Genomic DNA, 17,085 nt, shown 5'->3' with positions numbered 1-17,085 from the left:
CCCGACGATCACGGCGACGGACCCCGCCGGCGTCTGTAGCGTCGCCGCCGTGACGTCAGACGAACGGCGGCCGGTGCTGGTCGGGGTCGGGCAGGTCCGGGGCAACCGGGAGCGCACGGTCGAGGGGGCGCGGGAGCCCTTCCCGCTGATCGTCGAGGCCGTGCGCGCGGCGACGGCCGACTGCGGCGTCGACCCGACCGCTCTCGACGCCGTCTACTCCGTCCACGTCGCGAGCTGGGCCTACGACGACCTCGCCGCCCGCGTGGCCCGCGAGGTCGGCGCGAGCCCGCGGCACACCGTCGACACGACGGTCGGCGGCCAGCGCCCCGCCGAGCTGCTGGAGCTCGCGGCGGCGCGGATCGCGGCGGGCGGGTCGCGCGTCGCGCTGATCGTCGGCGGCGAGGCGCAGGCGTCGGTGCAGGCGCTGTGGCGCAACGGGATCGACCCGGCGCAGCGCTGGAGCGCCACGCCCGGCGGGCCGCCCTCGTTCGAGGAGAGCGGGCTGCGCAGCGACGCCATGACCCGCACCGGGCTCGTGCTGCCGACGCGCGTCTACCCGCTGTTCGAGAACGCCCTGCGCGCCGCCCGCGGCGAGACCCCGGAGCAGGCCGCGCGGGCGTCCGCGGAGCTGTATGCGGCGTTCTCGCAGGTCGCGGCCGCGAACCCGGTCGCGTGGAACCCCGAGCCGCGCTCCGCCGACGAGATCGCCACCGTCGGCCCCGGCAACCGGATGGTGTGCGAGCCGTACCCGCTGGGCGTCAACGCGATGCCGATGGTCGACCAGGCCGCCGCCGTCGTCGTCACCTCGCTGGCCGCGGCCCGCGAGGCCGGCGTGCCGGAGGACCGGATCGTGCACGTGTGGGGCGGGGCGGGCGCCCACGACGACGCCGACGCGCTGGCCCGGCCGAGCTTCGCGGCGTCGGCAGCGCTGTCCGACGTCCTCGACCGCACCCTCGCCGCCACCGGGCTGAGCCCGGCCGACCTCGACGTGATCGACGTCTACAGCTGCTTCCCCGTCGTCCCGAAGCTGGTCGGCGCGCACCTGGGCATCGCGCCGCCGGTGGGGGTGACGGGCGGGCACTCGGCGTTCGGCGGGCCGCTGTCGAGCTACACCCTGCACGCGCTCGTGGCCGTCACCGCACGGCTGCGCGCCGGCGGCGGCACCGCGCTCGTGCACGGCAACGGCGGCTACCTCACCCACGAGCACGCGCTCGTCGTCTCCACGACGCCGCACGAGTACGTGGGTGATCCCGGGTCCCGCGACACCGCGCGGCCGGGGCCGCCCGTCGCGACCGTCGTCGACGGCGAGGAGGTGACGGTGGAGACCGCCACCGTCGAGCACGGCCGCGACGGCGCACCGGCCCAGGGCTTCCTGGTCGCGCGCACGGCGGGCGGCGCGCGGTACTGCGCCTCCACCGCGCCCGGGGACGTGGCGAGCGCGCGGGTCCTGTCGCTGGAGCACGGCGAGACGGTCGGGCGGAGGGTCCGGGCGACGACGACGGGCGAGCACGTGGTGGTGGAGGCGGCATGACCGATCCCTGGCGCACCGACGAGCGGACGGCGCTGCGCGCGCTCGTCGCCGACTTCACGACCCGGGAGATCGTGCCGCACCTGGCCGACTGGGAGCGCGACGGCGAGGTCCCGCGCGAGCTGCACCGGAAGGCCGCGGACGTCGGGCTGCTCGGCGTCGCGTACCCGGAGGAGGTCGGCGGGGGCGGCGGCGACGCGATCGACGGCTTCCTCGTCGCCGAGCAGATCATCCTGTCCGGCGGCTCGGGCGGGCTGGTCGCGGCGCTGCTGACGCACGGCATCGCGCTGCCGCACATCGTCGCGGCGGGCGACCCCGACCTGATCGACCGCTTCGTGCGTCCCACGCTGGCGGGCGAGCTGATCGGCGCGCTCGGGATCACCGAGCCCGAGGGCGGTTCCGACGTCGCCGGGATCCGGACGCGGGCCCGGCGCGACGGCGACGAGTACGTCGTCGACGGGGCGAAGCTCTACATCACCTCCGGGGTGCGGGCCGACTTCGTCACCACCGCGGTGCGCACGGGCGGCCCGGGACACGCGGGGGTCTCGCTGCTGGTCGTGGAGAAGGGCTCGCCGGGGTTCGGCGTCTCGCGCAGGCTCGACAAGATGGGCTGGCTCTGCTCCGACACCGCGGAGCTGTCCTACGCCGGGGTGCGCGTGCCGGCCGGGCACCTCGTCGGGGCGGAGGGCACCGGGTTCCTGCAGATCGCGCAGCAGTTCCAGAGCGAGCGGCTCTCGCTCGCCGTGCAGGCGTACGCCACCGCGCAGCGCTGCGTCGACCTCACGAGCACCTGGATCCGCGAGCGCGAGACGTTCGGGCGCCCCCTGTCCTCGCGGCAGGTCGTGCGGCACAAGATGGCCGAGACGGCCCGGCAGATCGACGTGGCGCGGGTCTACACGCAGACGGTGACGACCCGCTGGCTCGCCGGCGAGTCGATGCTCATGGAGACCGCGATGGCCAAGAACACCGCGGTGGCCGCGTGCGACCACGCCGTCCACGAGTGCGTCCAGCTTCTCGGCGGGCTCGGCTACATGCGCGAGCACGAGGTGGAGCGGCACTACCGCGACGCGCGCCTGCTGGGCATCGGCGGCGGCACCACGGAGATCATGAACGAGATCATCGCCAAGCTGCTGGGGTTCTGAGGATCACAGCTAGCGGGCCCGCCAGTAGCCGGTGGCGTAGACGGCGCGGCGGTCGAGACCGCGGTCGTCGAGCAGGTGCCTGCGCAGGTCCTTGACGCACGCGCTCTCGCCCGAGAGCCACGCCTGCCCGCGCCCGGCCGGGAACGCCGCCGTCCGCACGGCCTCGGCCAGCGGCGCGCCGGCCTCGCGGTCGCCGCGGTGCACCCAGGTGACGGTGCCGGGCAGCGGCTGCTCCTCGGCGGCGTCGGCGACCTCCAGGAACGTCAGCGCCGGCACCCCGGACGGCAGCGCGTCGAGGACCGTGGCCACCGCGGGCAGCGCGGTCTCGTCGCCGATGACGACGTGGAAGTCGGCGGTCGGGTCGGGCTCGTAGCGCCCGCCCGGCTCGGAGACGCCCACCCACGCCCCGGGTGCCGCCTCCGCCGCCCACGCCGCGGCGGGCCCGTCGCCGTGCAGGACGAAGTCGACGTCGAGCTCGCCCGCGCCCGCGTCGAACCGCCGCACCGTGTACGTCCGGATCGCCGGCCGCGCCTCACCGGCCGGCCACACCGGCCCGCCGGACGCGGCGCGCGGCACCGCGGGGCGCTCCTGGCCGGGCACCGGGAAGAACATCTTGATCCGCCGGTCCGGGCCGTCGCCGGGGAAGCCGGCGAGCTCGTCGCCGCCCAGCGTCACGCGGATCATCCGCGGGGTGACCCGCTCGCTGCGCCGGACCTGCAGCAGGCGGGGTGCCGTCGTGCTCATCGGCCGATCATCCCGCGCCGGGGTCCAGCGTCCCCAACCCCGTCCAGGCCAGGTCCATGAGGTACTCCGTGGCCTGCTCGCTCGTGACGGTCCGGGCGCTGCCGCGCCACACCGCCAGCCGCTCGCACGCACCGACGATCACCTGCGCCCAGCCCTCCAGGCGCTGCGGGTCGGTGCCGGGGGCCTGCGCGGCGAGCAGGGCCGCGATGAAGTCGGTCTGCTGCGCGCGGATGCCTTCCAGCGCCTCGCCCGCGACCGTCGACTCGCAGTAGAGCAGCGTCCACTCCGGCTCGTGGCGCTCGAGGTAGTCGAAGAACGCGCGGGTGCCGCGGCGCAGCATCTCCTCGGGGGTGTCGGCGGAGGCGGCCGCACCCGACGTGACCTCCAGCAGCTCCGCGCGGGCCCGCGAGATGCAGGCGAGCAGCAGGCCGTCCTTGGAGCCGAAGTGGGTGTAGAGCACGGGCTTGGTGACGCCCACGCGCTCGGCGACGGCGTCCATCGAGGCGTTCTGGAAGCCCCGTTCGCTGAACACGGCGACGGCGGCGTCGAGGATCTGCTGCTCGCGCTCCGCCCGCCCGACCCGGCGACGGGGGGCTCGTGTCGTCGTCACGGGAAGACCCTACCGCAGGTAACTTACTCGTGGTAACTTACCGCCGGTAACACCTACTGGGAGGTCGGGGAATGTCGGATCAGACCGTGGACGTGGCCATCGTCGGCAGCGGGTTCGCCGGGCTCGGCGCCGCCGTGAAGCTCGCCGAGGCGGGCCGGGACGACTTCGTCATCCTGGAGAAGGGCGACAGCGTCGGCGGGACCTGGCGGGACAACACCTACCCCGGCTGCGCCTGCGACGTGCAGAGCCACCTGTACTCGTTCTCCTTCGCCCCCAACCCGGACTGGACGCGCACCTTCGCGCGGCAGCCCGAGATCCGCGCGTACCTGGAGGCGGTCACCGACCGCTACGGCCTGCGCGACCGCCTGCGCTTCGGCCGCGAGGTCACCGGCCTGGAGTGGGACGGCACCCGCTGGGCCGTGAGCAGCGCCGACGGCTCCGTCGTGCACGCGCGCGCCGTCGTGTGGGGCACCGGGCCGCTGCACCTCCCGTCGACGCCCGACATCGAGGGCCTCGAGGACTTCCGCGGCACCGTCTTCCACTCCTCGCGCTGGAACCACGACCACGACCTGCGCGGCGAGCGGGTCGCCGTCGTCGGGACCGGGGCGAGCGCGATCCAGTTCGTCCCGCGCATCCAGCCCGATGTCGCCTCGCTGACGCTGTTCCAGCGCACCGCGCCGTGGGTGCTGCCCAAGCCCGACCGGGAGATCGCGGGGCCGCTCCGCGCGCTGTACAGGGCGTTCCCGGCCGCGCAGAAGGTGCAGCGCTCGCTGGTCTACGCGCGCAACGAGATGCTCGTCGGCGGCTTCCTCAAGCCCGCCCGCATGAAGATCATCGAGGGCTTCGCGCGGGCCTACCTGGACCGGAAGTTCGCCGACCGCCCCGATCTCAAGGCCAAGCTGACGCCGGACTTCACGATCGGCTGCAAGCGCATCCTCATGTCGAACGACTACTACTCCGCGCTCAAGCAGCCCAACGTCGACGTCGTGACCGACGGGATCACGCGCGTCACCGCGAACGGGGTCGTGACGGCCGACGGCATCGAGCACGAGGTCGACACAATCATCCTCGGCACCGGCTTCCGGGTCGGGGAGAGCCTGGCCGACGTCACCGTCACCGGCCGCGACGGCGTCAAGCTCGCCGACGAGTGGGCCGACGGCCCGCAGGCGCTGCTGGGCACGACCGTCGCCGGCTTCCCGAACCTGTTCATGATGATCGGGCCGAACACCGGGCTGGGGCACAGCTCGATGGTCTTCATGATCGAGTCGCAGACGAGCTTCATCGTCGACGCCCTGCGCCTGCTCGACGCCCACGGCGCCACCGCGCTCGACACGCGCCGCGACCGGCAGGACGCGTTCAACGCCGAGATCCAGCGGCGGCTGGTCGGCTCGGTGTGGAACTCGGGCGGCTGCAGGTCCTGGTACCTCGACGCCCAGGGCAACAACCGCACCGTCTGGCCCGGCTACACGTTCGACTACCGCCGCCGCACCCGGAAGGTGAACCCGGCCGACCACGAGCTGGTTGCATAGGGGCGTGTTCGTCTACGCCCTGCCGATGACCACCCGCTTCCGCGGGATCACCGTGCGGGAGGGCCTGCTGCTGGAGGGGCCCGCGGGGTGGGGCGACTTCTGCCCCTTCCCCGAGTACGACGACGCCGAGGCGCGGGCCTGGTACGACGCCGCCCACGAGGCCGCGCACGACGGCTGGCCCGCGCCGGTGCGGGACGCGGTGCCGGTCAACGCGATCGTGCCGGCGGTGTCGCCGTCCGTCGCGCACGCGATGGTGGTGGCGTCGGGGTGCGGCACGGCGAAGGTGAAGGTGGCCGACGCGCCGGGGTCGCTGGCCGCTGACCTCGCGCGCGTCGAGGCCGTCCGCGACGCGCTGGGCCCCGGCGGGCACGTGCGGGTCGACGCGAACGCGCGGTGGACCGTCGACGAGGCGGTGGCGGCGATCCGCGCCCTCGACCGCGCGGCCGGCGGGTTGCAGTACGTGGAGCAGCCCTGCGTCACGATCGACGAGCTCGCGGCCGTGCGGCGCCGGGTCGACGTGCGGATCGCCGCCGACGAGTCGATCCGCCGGGCGTCGGACCCGCTCCGCGTCGCGGTGGCCGGGGCGGCGGACGTCGCCGTGCTCAAGTGTGCCCCGCTCGGCGGCGTGCGGCGGGCGCTGGAGGTGGCGGAGGCGTGCGGGCTACCGTGCGTGGTGTCCTCGGCGCTGGAGTCCGGGGTCGGGCTGGCCGCGGAGATCGCGCTGGCCGGGGCGCTGCCGTCGCTGGAGTTCGCGTGCGGGCTGGGCACGGGGGCGCTGCTGGCGGCCGACGTCGTGGCCCCCCTCGCCCCGGTCGACGGGCTGCTCCCGGTGCCCCGGACGGCGCCCGTCCCACGGCTCGCCGACGCACCGGCCGCCGACCCGGAGCGCACGGCCTGGTGGCGGGCGCGACTGGCCCGGGTGGAAGCGCTGCGCTGACCCGCCCCGACCCGCCCTGCTCCACTCCGCCCGTGGATCCGGTGCGCGGGACGCGGGAGCGTCCCGGCGGCCCGGGAGGGGGCGGGCCGACGGGTGGCACTCGGCCCCGCCTTTGCTCTGCTTACCTCGACGCACCAGCCGATCTCCGGCGGTGCGTATCGGTAAGCAGAGCAAAGCCGGTGTCCGGCGGGGGGTGTGCGGCGGGCCGGGTGGGCACCGTCACCGGGCGCCCGCTCCGTCCGGCGCCTAGCGTGGCCGCCATGTCGGTGATCGTCGTGGGGGCCGGGATCGCCGGGATCGCGTGTGCGCGGGAGGTGGCGGCCGCCGGGCTGCCGGTCCGGGTGCTCGAGCGTGCGCGGGTCGTCGGCGGGCGGATGTCGAGCAAGCGCCTCGCCGGGCGTCCGGTGGACCTCGGGGCGGCGTACTTCACCGCCCGCGACCCGGAGTTCAGCGCGGTCGTCCGGGGCTGGCAGGACGCCGGTCTGGTCCGGGAGTGGACCTCCGAGCCCGCCGTGCTGGCCGGGGGCAGGCGCACCGGTGCCCCGGGCCCGGTCCGGTACGCGGCGCCGGGCGGACTGCGCAGCCTGGTCACCGACCTCGCGACGGGCCTCGACGTGCGGCTCGGGCACGAGGTGAGCCGCGTCGGGCCCGGCCCGGTCGTCGACGGCGAGCGGGCCGACACCGTCGTCCTGGCCATGCCCGACCCGCAGTCCGCGCGGCTGACGGGGGCCCCGTCGCCGGAGTGGTCGCCGGTCGTCGCCGTCGCCGCGGGGTGGTCGCGCCGCCGCTGGCCCGACCTGCCGGTCGCGTTCGTCAACGACCACCCGGTCCTCACCCTCGTCGCCGACGACGGCGCCCGCCGCGGCGACGACGCCCCGGTCCTCGTCGCGCACACCACCGCGGACGTCGCCCGCGCCCACGACACGGACCCCGACGCCGCCGTCCCGCTCGTCCTCGACGCGCTGGCCGGGCTGCTGGGCCTCACGGTCGAACCGGAGTGGACCTACGCCCACCGCTGGCGCTACGCCTCCCCGGGGCAGGCCCGCGAGGAGCCCTTCCACCTCGGCGAGGACGGCATCGCGTACGCCGGCGACGGCTGGGGCGCGCCGAAGGTGGAGACGGCGTGGCGCTCCGGGACGCTCCTGGGACGGGCCCTCGCGGCGCGCGCCACCGCCGGTTAGCGTCGGCAACCATGTCCGACGACGTACTGGCGGCGCTGACGGCGATCCTGCCCCGGCAGCACCTGCTCACCGACCCCGACACGGTCGCCCCCTACCTGCACGACGAGGCCGAGTGGGCGCCGCACGGGGCCGCCGTGGCGGTGGCCCGCCCGGCGACGACCGCCGAGGTGGCCGCGATCGTCACCGCGTGCGCCGCGCACGGCGTCCCGGTCGTCACCCGCGGGGCGGGCACCGGCCTGTCCGGCGGGGCGAACGCGGTCGAGGGCTGCGTGGTCCTGTCGACCGAGCGGATGCGCGACATCGTCGAGATCGACCCGGCCGAGCGGCTCGCGGTCGTGCAGCCCGGCGTCGTCAACGACGACCTGCGCGCGGCCGCGGCGAAGGAGGGCCTCTGGTACCCGCCGGACCCGGCGAGCGCCCCGTGGTCGACGATCGGCGGCAACGTCGCCACCAACGCGGGCGGCCTGTGCTGCGTCAAGTACGGCGTGACCCGCGACTACGTCCTCGCGCTCGAGGTCGTGCTCGCCGACGGCGAGGTCGTGCGGCTGGGCCGGCGCACGGCGAAGGGGGTCGTCGGCTACGACCTGGCGGGGCTGATGGTCGGCTCGGAGGGCACGCTCGGCGTCGTCACCGAGGTGACGGTCAAGCTGCGGCCCGCGCGCACCACCGCCCCGCGCACCGTCGTCGGCTTCTTCGACACGCTGCCCGCCGCGGGCGACGCGATCGCGCGCGTCACGGCCGCCGGTCTGCAGCCGGCGATCTTCGAGCTCGTCGACCGCGTGTGCCTCAAGGCCGTCAACGACTGGAAGCGGGCCGGTCTGCCGGAGGACGCCGCCGTGCTGCTGCTCGCCCAGACCGACCTCCCGGAGCCCGCCGCCGAGCACGAGGCGGCGCAGATGCACGCCGAGTTCCTGGCCGCGGGGGCGAGCGACGCCCTGCTGTCCACCGACCCCGTCGAGGCCGAGGCCCTGTTCGACGCCCGGCGCCTCGCCTACCCCGCGCTGGAGCAGCTCGGGATGGCGATGCTCACCGAGGACGTGTGCCTGCCGCGCGGCCGGATCGCCGAGATGCTCACCCGGATCGAGGAGATCGCCGCCCACCGCGACGTCGTGATCGCCACCGTCGCGCACGCCGGCGACGGCAACCTGCACCCGCTGATGCTCACCCCGCACGGCGACGACGCCGCCCGCATCCGCACCCAGGCCGCGTTCGACGACATCGTCGACGCCGCCATCGACCTCGGCGGCACGGTCACCGGCGAGCACGGCGTCGGCCTGCTCAAGCGCGACGGGGCCCTGCGCGAGCTCGGGCCGGCCGTCGTCGCGATGCACCGCGCGGTGAAGGCGGCCCTGGATCCGCGCGGGATCCTCAACCCCGGCAAGGTGATCGCGTGACCCCGCTCCCCACGGCGCTGCTGCCCACCCTGCTCGACCCGACCGACCGCCCGGCCCTGCGCGCGGGCGAGGCGTCGCTGACCCACGCCGAGCTGGCGTCGGTCGCCGACGCGCTGGCCGAGCGGATCAGGGCGGCCGGCGCGAAGCGGATCGCGGTGCACGCGGTGCCCGGGATCCACACGGCCGTCGCGGTGGCCTCGGCGGTGCTCGCCGGGGTGCCCGCGGTGCCGGTCAACCCGAAGCTGGGGGAGCGCGAGCTGGCCCACGTGCTCGGCGACTCCGAGCCCGGCGCGGTGCTCGCCGCCCCGGCTGCCGACCTGCCCGGCGGGCTCGCCGAGCTCCCGCGCATCGACGTCGAGCTGAGCAGCACCGGCGGCGGCGCGCCCCCGCGCGACCCGGGTACGGCCGCGCCCGCGCTCGTCGTCTACACCTCGGGGACGACCGGACCGCCCAAGGGTGCGGTCCTGTCCCGCGGCGCGGTCGCGGCCAACCTCGACGCACTCGCCGACGCCTGGTCCTGGACCGGCGACGACGTGCTGGTGCACGCGCTGCCGCTGTTCCACGTGCACGGGCTCGTCCTCGGCGTGCTCGGGCCGCTGCGCCGCGGCGGGTCGCTGCACCACCTCCCCGCCCTCGACGCCGGTGCGCTCGCCGGGGCCGTCGAGTCCGGCGCGACGATGGTGTTCGGGGTGCCGACCCAGTACCACCGCCTCGCCGACCAGCTGGAGTCCGATCCGGACGCGGCGAAGCGGATCGGCCGCGCCCGGCTGCTCGTCTCGGGGTCGGCAGCGCTCACCGCCGTCGACCACGCCCGCCTGCGCGCCGCGACCGGCCTCGCCGTCCGCGAGCGCTACGGGCTCACCGAGTCGCTGATCCTCACGGCCGTGCGCGCCGACGAGGAGCCCGAGCCCGGCACCGTCGGCCGCCCGCTGGCCGGCACCGAGGTGCGCCTGGACCCCGTCGAGGGCGACCCCGACCTGGGCACGGTGCACGCGCGCGGCCCCGGCCTGTTCGACGGCTACCTGCACCGCGACGGCGGCGCCGACCGCGACGGCTGGTTCGCCACCGGCGACATCGGTCGCTGGACGGAGTCGGGCGCGCTCGCGCTCGTCGGGCGGCAGTCCACCGACCTGATCAAGTCCGGCGGCTACAAGATCGGGGCGGGGGAGATCGAGAACGCGCTGCTGGAGCACCCCGGCGTGGCCGAGGCCGCGGTGTTCGGGATGCCCGACGACGACCTCGGGGAACGGGTCGTCGCCGTCGTCGTCGCAACGGGGGAGCCCCCCGCGGAGCGGGAGCTGATCGACCACGTCGCCGCCGAGCTCGCCCCGCACAAGCGCCCCCGCGAGGTGCGGTTCGTCGACGCGCTGCCGCGCAACGACATGGGCAAGGTGCTCAAGTCCCGTTTACGGGAGGGCTGAGACCGGGCACTCCGGTGCAATGCCGAAGACGACCGCCCCGCCCACGCCCCTGCACTTCCGCGGAGCCGCCGAGGCCGGGTCGCCGCGGCTGGCCGGGCTGCCGGGGGTGGACCGCGAGGAGTCGTCGCCGGTCGTGGTGCTCGAGGTCGAGCGCTACGACACCGACGACCTGCGCCTCGCCGCGGCCGGGATCACGCTGTCGCTGCACCGCGGGGACGGACGGGCCCCCGGGGGTTCGGCGCAGTGGCACCTCGACCTGCCCGACGGCGACCGGGACGAGCGCCTGCGCGTGCCCGTCGCGGCCGACGTTGCCGAGCCGGCCCCGGTGCCCGCGCAGATCGACGAGCTGATCCGCGGCGCCGCCCGGGACCGCGCGGTGCGCCCCGTGGGCCGCGCCCGCACCACGCGTGCGGTGACCCGCCTGCTGGCCGCCGACGACTCCGTCCTCGCCGAGGTCGTGCACGACCACGTCTCCGTGGCCACGCTGGGCCGCTCCACCGACGTCCGCACCTGGACCGAGGCCGCGCTCGACCTGCGGCCCGGCGCCCCGGAGGGCCTCCTCGACCGCCTCGCCGAGTCCGGGCTGACCCCCGCCGCACCCGGCGTCGACGCCGCGCTGGACCGGCTGCTGCGCCCCGCGTCCGCCCGCCGGGCCCGGGCCGGGAAGAAGGGGTCCGCCGGCGCCGCGCTCATGGCCTACGTCGCGACGCAGGCCGACCGCCTCGCCGCGGAGGACCTGCGCGTGCGCCGCGACGAGCCAGACGCCGTCCACCAGCTGCGGGTCGCCTCGCGGCGGCTGCGCAGCGCGCTGCAGGCCTACCGCCCGCTGCTCGACGTCGAACGCACCGAGCCCGTCGTCGAGGCGCTGCGCCGGTTCGGGCAGGCCCTCGCGCCCGCCCGCGACGCCGAGGTGCTCCGCGAGCGCGTGCTCGCCGGCCTGGCCGACCTGCCGCCCGAGCTGCGGCTGGGCCACGCCGAGGCGTTCGCGACGCGGCACTTCGCCCGCGTCGAGGCCGAGGCCCGCGCCGCCGTGCTGACCGAGCTCGACGGTGACCGCTACGCCGCCCTGCGCGGCGCGCTCGAGGCACTCCTGGAGGAGCCGCCGCTGACGCGGGCGGCCCGCGGGAAGTCCGGGCTGAGGACCGGGGTGGCCCGGGCGACGAAGCGGCTCGCGAAGGCCGTCGACGCCGCGGTGGCACCCGGCCCGGAACAGACCGAGGCCGTGCACGCGGCGCGCAAGGCGGGCAAGCGCCTGCGCTACGCCACGGAGGTGGCGGGCACGAAGGACAGGAGCCTCAAGCGCCTGCAGAAGGCGCTGGGGGAGCACCAGGACGCGGTCGTCGCCGCCACGGCGCTGCGCGAGCTGGGGGCCGCGGCGCACGCGAGCGGCGAGAACGGGTTCAGCTTCGGCGTGCTGCTGGGTCGCGACGTCGAGCGGGCCGTGCGGATCGAGCGCGACCTGCCGCAGCTGTGGGCGGGTGTGCGCGGGCGGAAGTAGGGCAGGATCACCCCCGTGAGCGAGGACCGCGACCCCGTGGCCGACCTGCGCCGGGTGGCCTTCCTGCTGGAGCGCGCGCACGAGTCGACCTACCGCGTGCGCGCGTTCCGCACCGCCGCCGCCGTGCTGGCGAAGCAGCCGCGCGAGGAGCTGACGCGGCTCGCGCTGTCCGGTGAGCTGGTGCGGCTCAAGGGGGTGGGCGAGGTGACGGCGCGGTGCGTCGTCGAGTCGCTCACCGGCGAGGAACCGGTGTACCTGCGCCGGCTGGAGGCCACGGAGGGCACGCCGCTCGACGCAGCCGCGCTCGCCCTGAAGGACGCGCTGCGCGGCGACTGCCACAGCCACACCGACGCCTCCGACGGCGGCTCGCCGCTGCGCGAGATGGTCGAGACGGCGCGCTCGCTCGGGCACTCCTACCTCGTCGTCACCGACCACTCGCCGCGCCTGACGGTGGCCAACGGGCTCTCGCCGGAGCGGTTGCGCGCGCAGCTGGAGCAGATCGGCGAGCTCAACGCCGAGCTGACCGACTTCCGCGTCCTCACCGGCATCGAGGTCGACATCCTCGACGACGGCGCGCTGGACCAGGACCCGGAGCTGCTCGACCAGCTCGACGTCGTCGTCGCCAGCGTGCACTCCAAGCTGCGGATGCCGCGGGCGGAGATGACCGAGCGGATGCTGACGGCCGTCGCGAACCCGCACGTCGACGTGCTGGGGCACTGCACGGGCCGGATGGTGACGGGCACCCGCAAGCGCCCGGAGTCGGAGTTCGACGCCGAGCGCGTCTTCGCCGCGTGCGCCGAGTACGGGGTGGCGGTGGAGGTCAACTCCCGGCCCGAGCGGCTCGACCCGCCCAAGCGGCTGCTGCGCCTGGCCGTCGAGGCGGGCTGCGAGTTCACGATCGACACCGACGCCCACGCCCCCGGCCAGCTCGACTGGCTCGGCAACGGCTGCGAGCGCGCCGTGGCCTGCGCGGTGCCGCCCGAGCGCGTCCTCAACACCTGGCCGGTCGAGGAGCTCCTGGACCGCACCCGCGCCTGACCCCCGCGCTCAGGCCAGCTCGAAGTCGGCGAAGTCGAAGCCGGGGGAGACCACGCAGCTGACCAGGGCCGGATCGGGGCCGAGGAGGCGGGCCGACTGCCAGGCGTGCGCGGGCACCGTCCGCTGCGGGGTGGCGGCGTCGAGGACGGTCGGCCGCCCGTCGACGGTCAGCTCCACCGCCGATCCCGTGTGCCACAGCCACAGCTCCGCCGAGGCGACGCGGTGCCGGGCCGAGACCGCGTCGAGCAGGTAGAGGATCGCCGTGGCGCTCGGGCGCGTCCCGCCCGGCGTGTCGACCCGCACCGGGGAGGTCCAGGTGCGCCGGTACCAGCCGCCCTCGGGGTGGGGTGCGAGGCCGTGAGCTGCGACTTCCGGGGGAATCGACACCCCGTGATTCTGACGCAACGCGACGCGCCGACCCGATGGAGGGCCGCCCGAACCGGTGGCCGAGGTGGCGCCGGGGACCCTGCGCGGTCGATGATCGTGGAGGCCTTACGGCGGGCCCGTGGGTGGGGCGGCGGCGAAAAGATCTGGGGCGTCGTCGTCCCACCCACGTTTCACACCGGCCGCCGGGTCAGGCCAGCTCCGCAGCCCTCGGCGGGTCGGCCCCGCGCCGCGAGCAGGTGATCGCCGCGGCCCGTGCGGCGAACTCGAGCAGGGCGTCGAGGACGGCGCCGTCCAGGGCCCGCAGCTCCGCGCGGTGCGCGGCCCCGAGCAGCCCCCGCCCGTGCAGCCCGGCGAGCAGGGCCGCGGAGAAGGTGTCGCCCGCACCGACGGTGTCGATCACCGTCACCGGGACGCCCGGGCGCCGCGTGCGCAGCCCGGAGGCCGTCCCGGCGAGGACGCCGTCGCCGCCCAGGGTGATCGCGACGACCGCGGGCCCGCGCGTCAGCCAGTCCTCCAGCGCGGCCTCCGGGGTGAGGCCGAGCCACTCCAGGTCCTCCGAGCTGACCTTCACGACGTCGGCCACGGCGAGCAGCGCGTGCACCCCCTCCAGCACGACGGCCGGGTCGCCCATGAGCAGCGGGCGGCAGTTCGGGTCGTAGCTGACGGTCGCGGTGGCCGCGGCGCGCTCCAGCAGCGCGCGCAGCGGGCCGTCGCCGGGGGCGGTGGTCAGCGCGAGCGAGCCGGAGTGGACGGCGACGACCGGTCCGTCGAGTGCGTCGGCGAGCTCGGCGTCGGTCCACTGCCAGTCGGCGGTGCCGTCGACGCGGAAGTCGTAGCTGGGCACCCCGTCGTCGTCGACGGTGACCAGCGCCATCGAGGTCTGCTCGACGGCCGCGACCGTGTGGTCCAGCGCGACGCCGTTGTCGGCGAGGTGCGCGCGCATCCGGTGGCCCAGCGGGTCGTCGGCCAGCCGCGCCAGCATCCGCGCCGGGACCCCGAGCCGGGCCAGCCCGACCGCGACGTTCGCCGGGCTCCCGCCGGGCGCGATCTCCAGGTAGCCGCCGACGGGGGCCGGGACGAGGTCGACGAGCGCCTCGCCCGCGACGGCGACGATGCCGGTCTCAGCCACGCACGACGCCGTCGAGGTTCGCGAGCACGCCCTCGTGGATGCGGCGCAGACCCTTCGGCGCGAACGTCCGCTCGAAGAACCCGCCGATGCCGCCCGCGCCCTTCCACGTGGTGACGACCCGGACCGTGCTGCGGTGCGTGCCCTCGGAGGTGACCGTCCACGTGGTGACCATCGAGGAGTTCGCGTCGCGCTCGACGATGGTGGTGGCGTCGGGCTTCTCGACGGCGACGAGCTGGTCGCGCACCCGCTTCTCGGTGGCGGCGAGCTTCCAGTGCACCCGCCCGTCGGGCTCGGTCCGGTACTCCGAGTAGTGCTCGGTGAGGATCGTCGGGCGGACCGTCTCGTAGTCGCCGAGCGCCGTGCTGACCTGCTCCGCGGGGGCGTCGATCGTGCGCTCGGCCGTTGCCGTCACCTGTGCCATGGCCGCCATCCTGCCGCACGCCCGGCAGCGGTCGCGCGACGCCGACGGGTTGACACGGGCCGCACCGGGTCGCTCCCATCGGCGGATGGCCTCCCGGCAGCCGCTGCTGCACGACCTCGCCGTCACCCTCGCGGCCCCCACCCTGTGCCTCGCCGGCCGGGACGGCCAGATCCGGGCCGCCGGCACCCAGGGCGTGTTCCACGGCGACGTCCGGGTGCTGGCCCGGGCCGTCGTCACGGTCGACGGGGCCGAGCCGGAGCCGGTGGCCCACGGCGTCGACGGGGCGGCGGCCGAGCACGTCGTCGGGCTGCTGCGCGACCACGGCGACCCGGTCGCGGACCCGACGGTGTGGCTGCGCCGCGACCGGACGGTGCGCCCCGGCGCGATGGCCGAGGTGCTGCGGGTGGTCAACCGCAGCGACCGCGAGGTGCGCGCCGACCTGGAGCTGGCGGTGTCGGCCGACCTCGCGCCGATCGAGGTCGTGAAGGCGGGAGGGGCGACCGTCGCGGTCGTCCCGCAGATCGGCCCCGACGTCCGGTGGCCCGGGGTGGTGCTGACCGCGCCGGGGGCCGCGCTGCGCGCCCGCGGCGACGGGGCCTCGATCACCTGGCCGGTCCGGCTGGGGCCGCGCAGCAGTGCCGCGTTCCGCTGGACGCTGGCGGCGTCCGACGACCGTCCCGTGGTGGTCGGCGCCACCCGGACCCTGACGCGCCCGTCCGTCGAGGCGGGCGACCCCCGGCTCGCCCGGCTGCTCGACCGCGCCCTCGACGACCTCGACGCCCTGCTCGTCGCGGAGCCCGACCACCCCGACGACGTGTTCGCCGCCGCAGGCGCCCCGTGGTACCTCACCCTGTTCGGCCGCGACTCCCTGTGGACGGCCACCCTGCTGCTCCCCGTCGACGTCGGGGTGGCCGGGGGCACGCTGCGGACGCTGGCCCGCGCGCAGGGCACCCGCTCCGACCCGGCCACCGGCGAGCAGCCCGGCAAGATCCTGCACGAGCGCCGGCGCGGGGAGGCCGCCCACGGCACGATGCTGCTCCCGTCGCGCTACTACGGCACCGTCGACGCCACCGCCCTGTGGGTCTGCCTGCTGCGCGACGCCTGGCGGCACGGGCTCCCCGCCGCGGAGGTGCGCGCCCTGCTGCCGCATCTGCACGCGGCCCTGGGCTGGATCCGCGACGACGCCGACCGCGACGGCGACGGGTTCACCGAGTACTTCGACGACTCCGGTCGGGGCCTGGCCAACCAGGGGTGGAAGGACTCCGCGGACGCCGTGCGGTTCGCGGGCGGGGCGGTCGCCGAGGGCCCCGTCGCGCTGTGCGAGGTGCAGGGGTACGTCCACGAGGCGCTGGTGGCGGGGGCCGAGCTGCTGACCGCCTTCGACGACGGGGACCCGGCCCCCTGGCTCGCCCGCGCCGCCGCGCTGCGCGACCGGTTCCGCGGCGCGTTCTGGGTGTCCGACGGCGACGGCCCGTTCCCGGCGCTGGCCCTGGACGGCCGCAAGACCCCCGTCGACGCCCTGACCAGCAACATCGGCCACCTCCTCGGCACCGGGCTCGTGTCGGCGGAGGAGTCGTCGGAGATCGGGCGGCGGCTGGCGGGCCCCGACATGGCGAGCGGGTACGGGCTGCGCACGATGTCGGCGGGGGCCGGTGGGTACTCGCCGCTGTCGTACCACTGCGGGTCGGTGTGGCCGCACGACACCGCCGTCGTGGTGCGGGGGCTGCAGCGGTCCGGGCAGGGCGACCGGGCGGCGGCGCTCGGGGTGGCCCTGCTCGACGCCGCCGACGGGTTCGACGGGCGGCTGCCCGAGCTGTTCGCCGGGTTCGGGAGCGACGAGGTGGCCTCGCCGGTGCCGTACCCGGCGTCGTGCCGGCCGCAGGCGTGGGCGGCGGCGTCGGTGGTGGGGCTGGTGACGGCGCTGCTCGGGCTGACCGTGGACGTGCCCGCCGGGGTGGTGCGGGTGGCGCCGCCGTCGCCGAGCCCGGTGGGGGAGCTGCACGTTCGGGGTCTGGTGGTCGGTGGGGGCGCGTTGGACGTCTCCCTCGATCGCGGCGGGCGGGTGGTCCACTGCTCGCATGCGTCCGGTCTGCGGGTCGAGGTCGCCGGGTAGGAAGGGCCGCGCC

The 17,085-nt window shown here is 76.2% G+C and carries 15 protein-coding genes; 10 read left to right on the top strand and 5 right to left on the bottom strand.

Translation table 11 applies throughout. The features are described from left to right. Positions 1-49 precede the first annotated feature (49 nt). Together H6H00_RS00315 and H6H00_RS00310 are read left to right on the top strand one after the other, a co-directional pair. Positions 50-1,531: a TLP1 C-terminal extension domain-containing protein gene (locus H6H00_RS00315; protein ID WP_185719404.1), complete on the top strand. Its 1,482-nt coding sequence runs from the start codon at positions 50-52 to the stop codon at positions 1,529-1,531. Beyond that, on the top strand, positions 1,528-2,670 hold the full coding sequence (locus H6H00_RS00310) for an acyl-CoA dehydrogenase family protein (protein ID WP_185719403.1): 1,143 nt from the start codon (positions 1,528-1,530) through the stop codon (positions 2,668-2,670). The genes H6H00_RS00315 and H6H00_RS00310 overlap by 4 nt, the downstream gene beginning before the upstream one ends. A gap of 9 nt (positions 2,671-2,679) precedes the next feature. Here the strand turns inward: H6H00_RS00310 and H6H00_RS00305 are convergent, their stop codons facing one another. Together H6H00_RS00305 and H6H00_RS00300 are read right to left on the bottom strand one after the other, a co-directional pair. Further along, positions 2,680-3,414, bottom strand: a complete 735-nt coding sequence (locus H6H00_RS00305; protein ID WP_185719402.1) for a siderophore-interacting protein — start codon at positions 3,412-3,414, stop codon at positions 2,680-2,682. A 7-nt stretch (positions 3,415-3,421) separates the two neighbouring features. Beyond that, on the bottom strand, positions 3,422-4,024 hold the full coding sequence (locus H6H00_RS00300; RefSeq protein WP_185719401.1) for a TetR/AcrR family transcriptional regulator: 603 nt from the start codon (positions 4,022-4,024) through the stop codon (positions 3,422-3,424). Positions 4,025-4,095: 71 nt separating this feature from the next. Here H6H00_RS00300 and H6H00_RS00295 point away from each other — a divergent pair, with 71 nt between their 5' ends. From H6H00_RS00295 to H6H00_RS00265, 7 genes are all read left to right on the top strand, one after another. Continuing rightward, positions 4,096-5,553: a flavin-containing monooxygenase gene (locus H6H00_RS00295; RefSeq protein WP_185719400.1), complete on the top strand. Its 1,458-nt coding sequence runs from the start codon at positions 4,096-4,098 to the stop codon at positions 5,551-5,553. A gap of 4 nt (positions 5,554-5,557) precedes the next feature. After that, positions 5,558-6,490, top strand: a complete 933-nt coding sequence (locus H6H00_RS00290) for an o-succinylbenzoate synthase (protein WP_185719399.1) — start codon at positions 5,558-5,560, stop codon at positions 6,488-6,490. A gap of 260 nt (positions 6,491-6,750) precedes the next feature. Continuing rightward, on the top strand, positions 6,751-7,671 hold the full coding sequence (locus H6H00_RS00285; protein WP_185719398.1) for an NAD(P)/FAD-dependent oxidoreductase: 921 nt from the start codon (positions 6,751-6,753) through the stop codon (positions 7,669-7,671). A gap of 11 nt (positions 7,672-7,682) precedes the next feature. Further along, a complete protein-coding gene (locus H6H00_RS00280; protein ID WP_185719397.1) occupies positions 7,683-9,065 on the top strand; it encodes an FAD-binding oxidoreductase in 1,383 nt (460 codons plus the stop codon). After that, complete coding sequence (locus H6H00_RS00275) at positions 9,062-10,486, top strand: AMP-binding protein (RefSeq protein ID WP_185719396.1); 1,425 nt, start codon at positions 9,062-9,064, stop codon at positions 10,484-10,486. Before H6H00_RS00280 ends, H6H00_RS00275 begins: the two co-directional genes overlap by 4 nt. Positions 10,487-10,505: 19 nt before the next feature. Continuing rightward, entirely contained in the window at positions 10,506-11,984 is a 1,479-nt protein-coding gene (locus H6H00_RS00270; protein ID WP_185719395.1) for a CYTH and CHAD domain-containing protein, read from the top strand. A gap of 15 nt (positions 11,985-11,999) precedes the next feature. Further along, positions 12,000-13,022, top strand: coding sequence for a PHP domain-containing protein (locus H6H00_RS00265; RefSeq protein ID WP_185719394.1), 1,023 nt, complete (start codon positions 12,000-12,002; stop codon positions 13,020-13,022). A gap of 9 nt (positions 13,023-13,031) precedes the next feature. Here the strand turns inward: H6H00_RS00265 and H6H00_RS00260 are convergent, their stop codons facing one another. The 3 genes from H6H00_RS00260 to H6H00_RS00250 form a co-directional block, all read right to left on the bottom strand. Continuing rightward, a complete protein-coding gene (locus tag H6H00_RS00260) occupies positions 13,032-13,409 on the bottom strand; it encodes a cupin domain-containing protein (RefSeq protein WP_221775733.1) in 378 nt (125 codons plus the stop codon). 187 nt (positions 13,410-13,596) lie between these two features. Continuing rightward, positions 13,597-14,538: a carbohydrate kinase family protein gene (locus H6H00_RS00255; RefSeq protein WP_255425494.1), complete on the bottom strand. Its 942-nt coding sequence runs from the start codon at positions 14,536-14,538 to the stop codon at positions 13,597-13,599. Next, positions 14,531-14,959, bottom strand: coding sequence for an SRPBCC family protein (locus tag H6H00_RS00250; protein ID WP_185719392.1), 429 nt, complete (start codon positions 14,957-14,959; stop codon positions 14,531-14,533). Before H6H00_RS00250 ends, H6H00_RS00255 begins: the two co-directional genes overlap by 8 nt. 85 nt (positions 14,960-15,044) lie before the next feature. On the opposite strand from H6H00_RS00250, the gene H6H00_RS00245 reads away from it, so the two are divergent. Continuing rightward, positions 15,045-17,072, top strand: coding sequence for an amylo-alpha-1,6-glucosidase (locus H6H00_RS00245; protein ID WP_185719391.1), 2,028 nt, complete (start codon positions 15,045-15,047; stop codon positions 17,070-17,072). The last annotated feature ends 13 nt before the right edge of the window (positions 17,073-17,085 follow it).

This window comes from Pseudonocardia petroleophila, assembly GCF_014235185.1.
GTDB lineage: Bacteria > Actinomycetota > Actinomycetes > Mycobacteriales > Pseudonocardiaceae > Pseudonocardia > Pseudonocardia petroleophila.
This window is presented reverse-complemented; position numbering and strand designations above follow the sequence as displayed.

What these genes read in the sequence shown, in the direction of transcription:
- H6H00_RS00310 (WP_185719403.1), top strand. Translation starts at nt 1,528, where the DNA reads ATGACCGATCCCTGGCGCACCGACGAGCGGACGGCGCTGCGCGCGCTC.
- H6H00_RS00305 (WP_185719402.1), bottom strand. Translation starts at nt 3,414, where the DNA reads ATGAGCACGACGGCACCCCGCCTGCTGCAGGTCCGGCGCAGCGAGCGG.
- H6H00_RS00295 (WP_185719400.1), top strand. Translation starts at nt 4,096, where the DNA reads ATGTCGGATCAGACCGTGGACGTGGCCATCGTCGGCAGCGGGTTCGCC.
- H6H00_RS00285 (WP_185719398.1), top strand. Translation starts at nt 6,751, where the DNA reads ATGTCGGTGATCGTCGTGGGGGCCGGGATCGCCGGGATCGCGTGTGCG.
- H6H00_RS00280 (WP_185719397.1), top strand. Translation starts at nt 7,683, where the DNA reads ATGTCCGACGACGTACTGGCGGCGCTGACGGCGATCCTGCCCCGGCAG.
- H6H00_RS00270 (WP_185719395.1), top strand. Translation starts at nt 10,506, where the DNA reads ATGCCGAAGACGACCGCCCCGCCCACGCCCCTGCACTTCCGCGGAGCC.
- H6H00_RS00250 (WP_185719392.1), bottom strand. Translation starts at nt 14,959, where the DNA reads ATGGCACAGGTGACGGCAACGGCCGAGCGCACGATCGACGCCCCCGCG.
- H6H00_RS00245 (WP_185719391.1), top strand. Translation starts at nt 15,045, where the DNA reads ATGGCCTCCCGGCAGCCGCTGCTGCACGACCTCGCCGTCACCCTCGCG.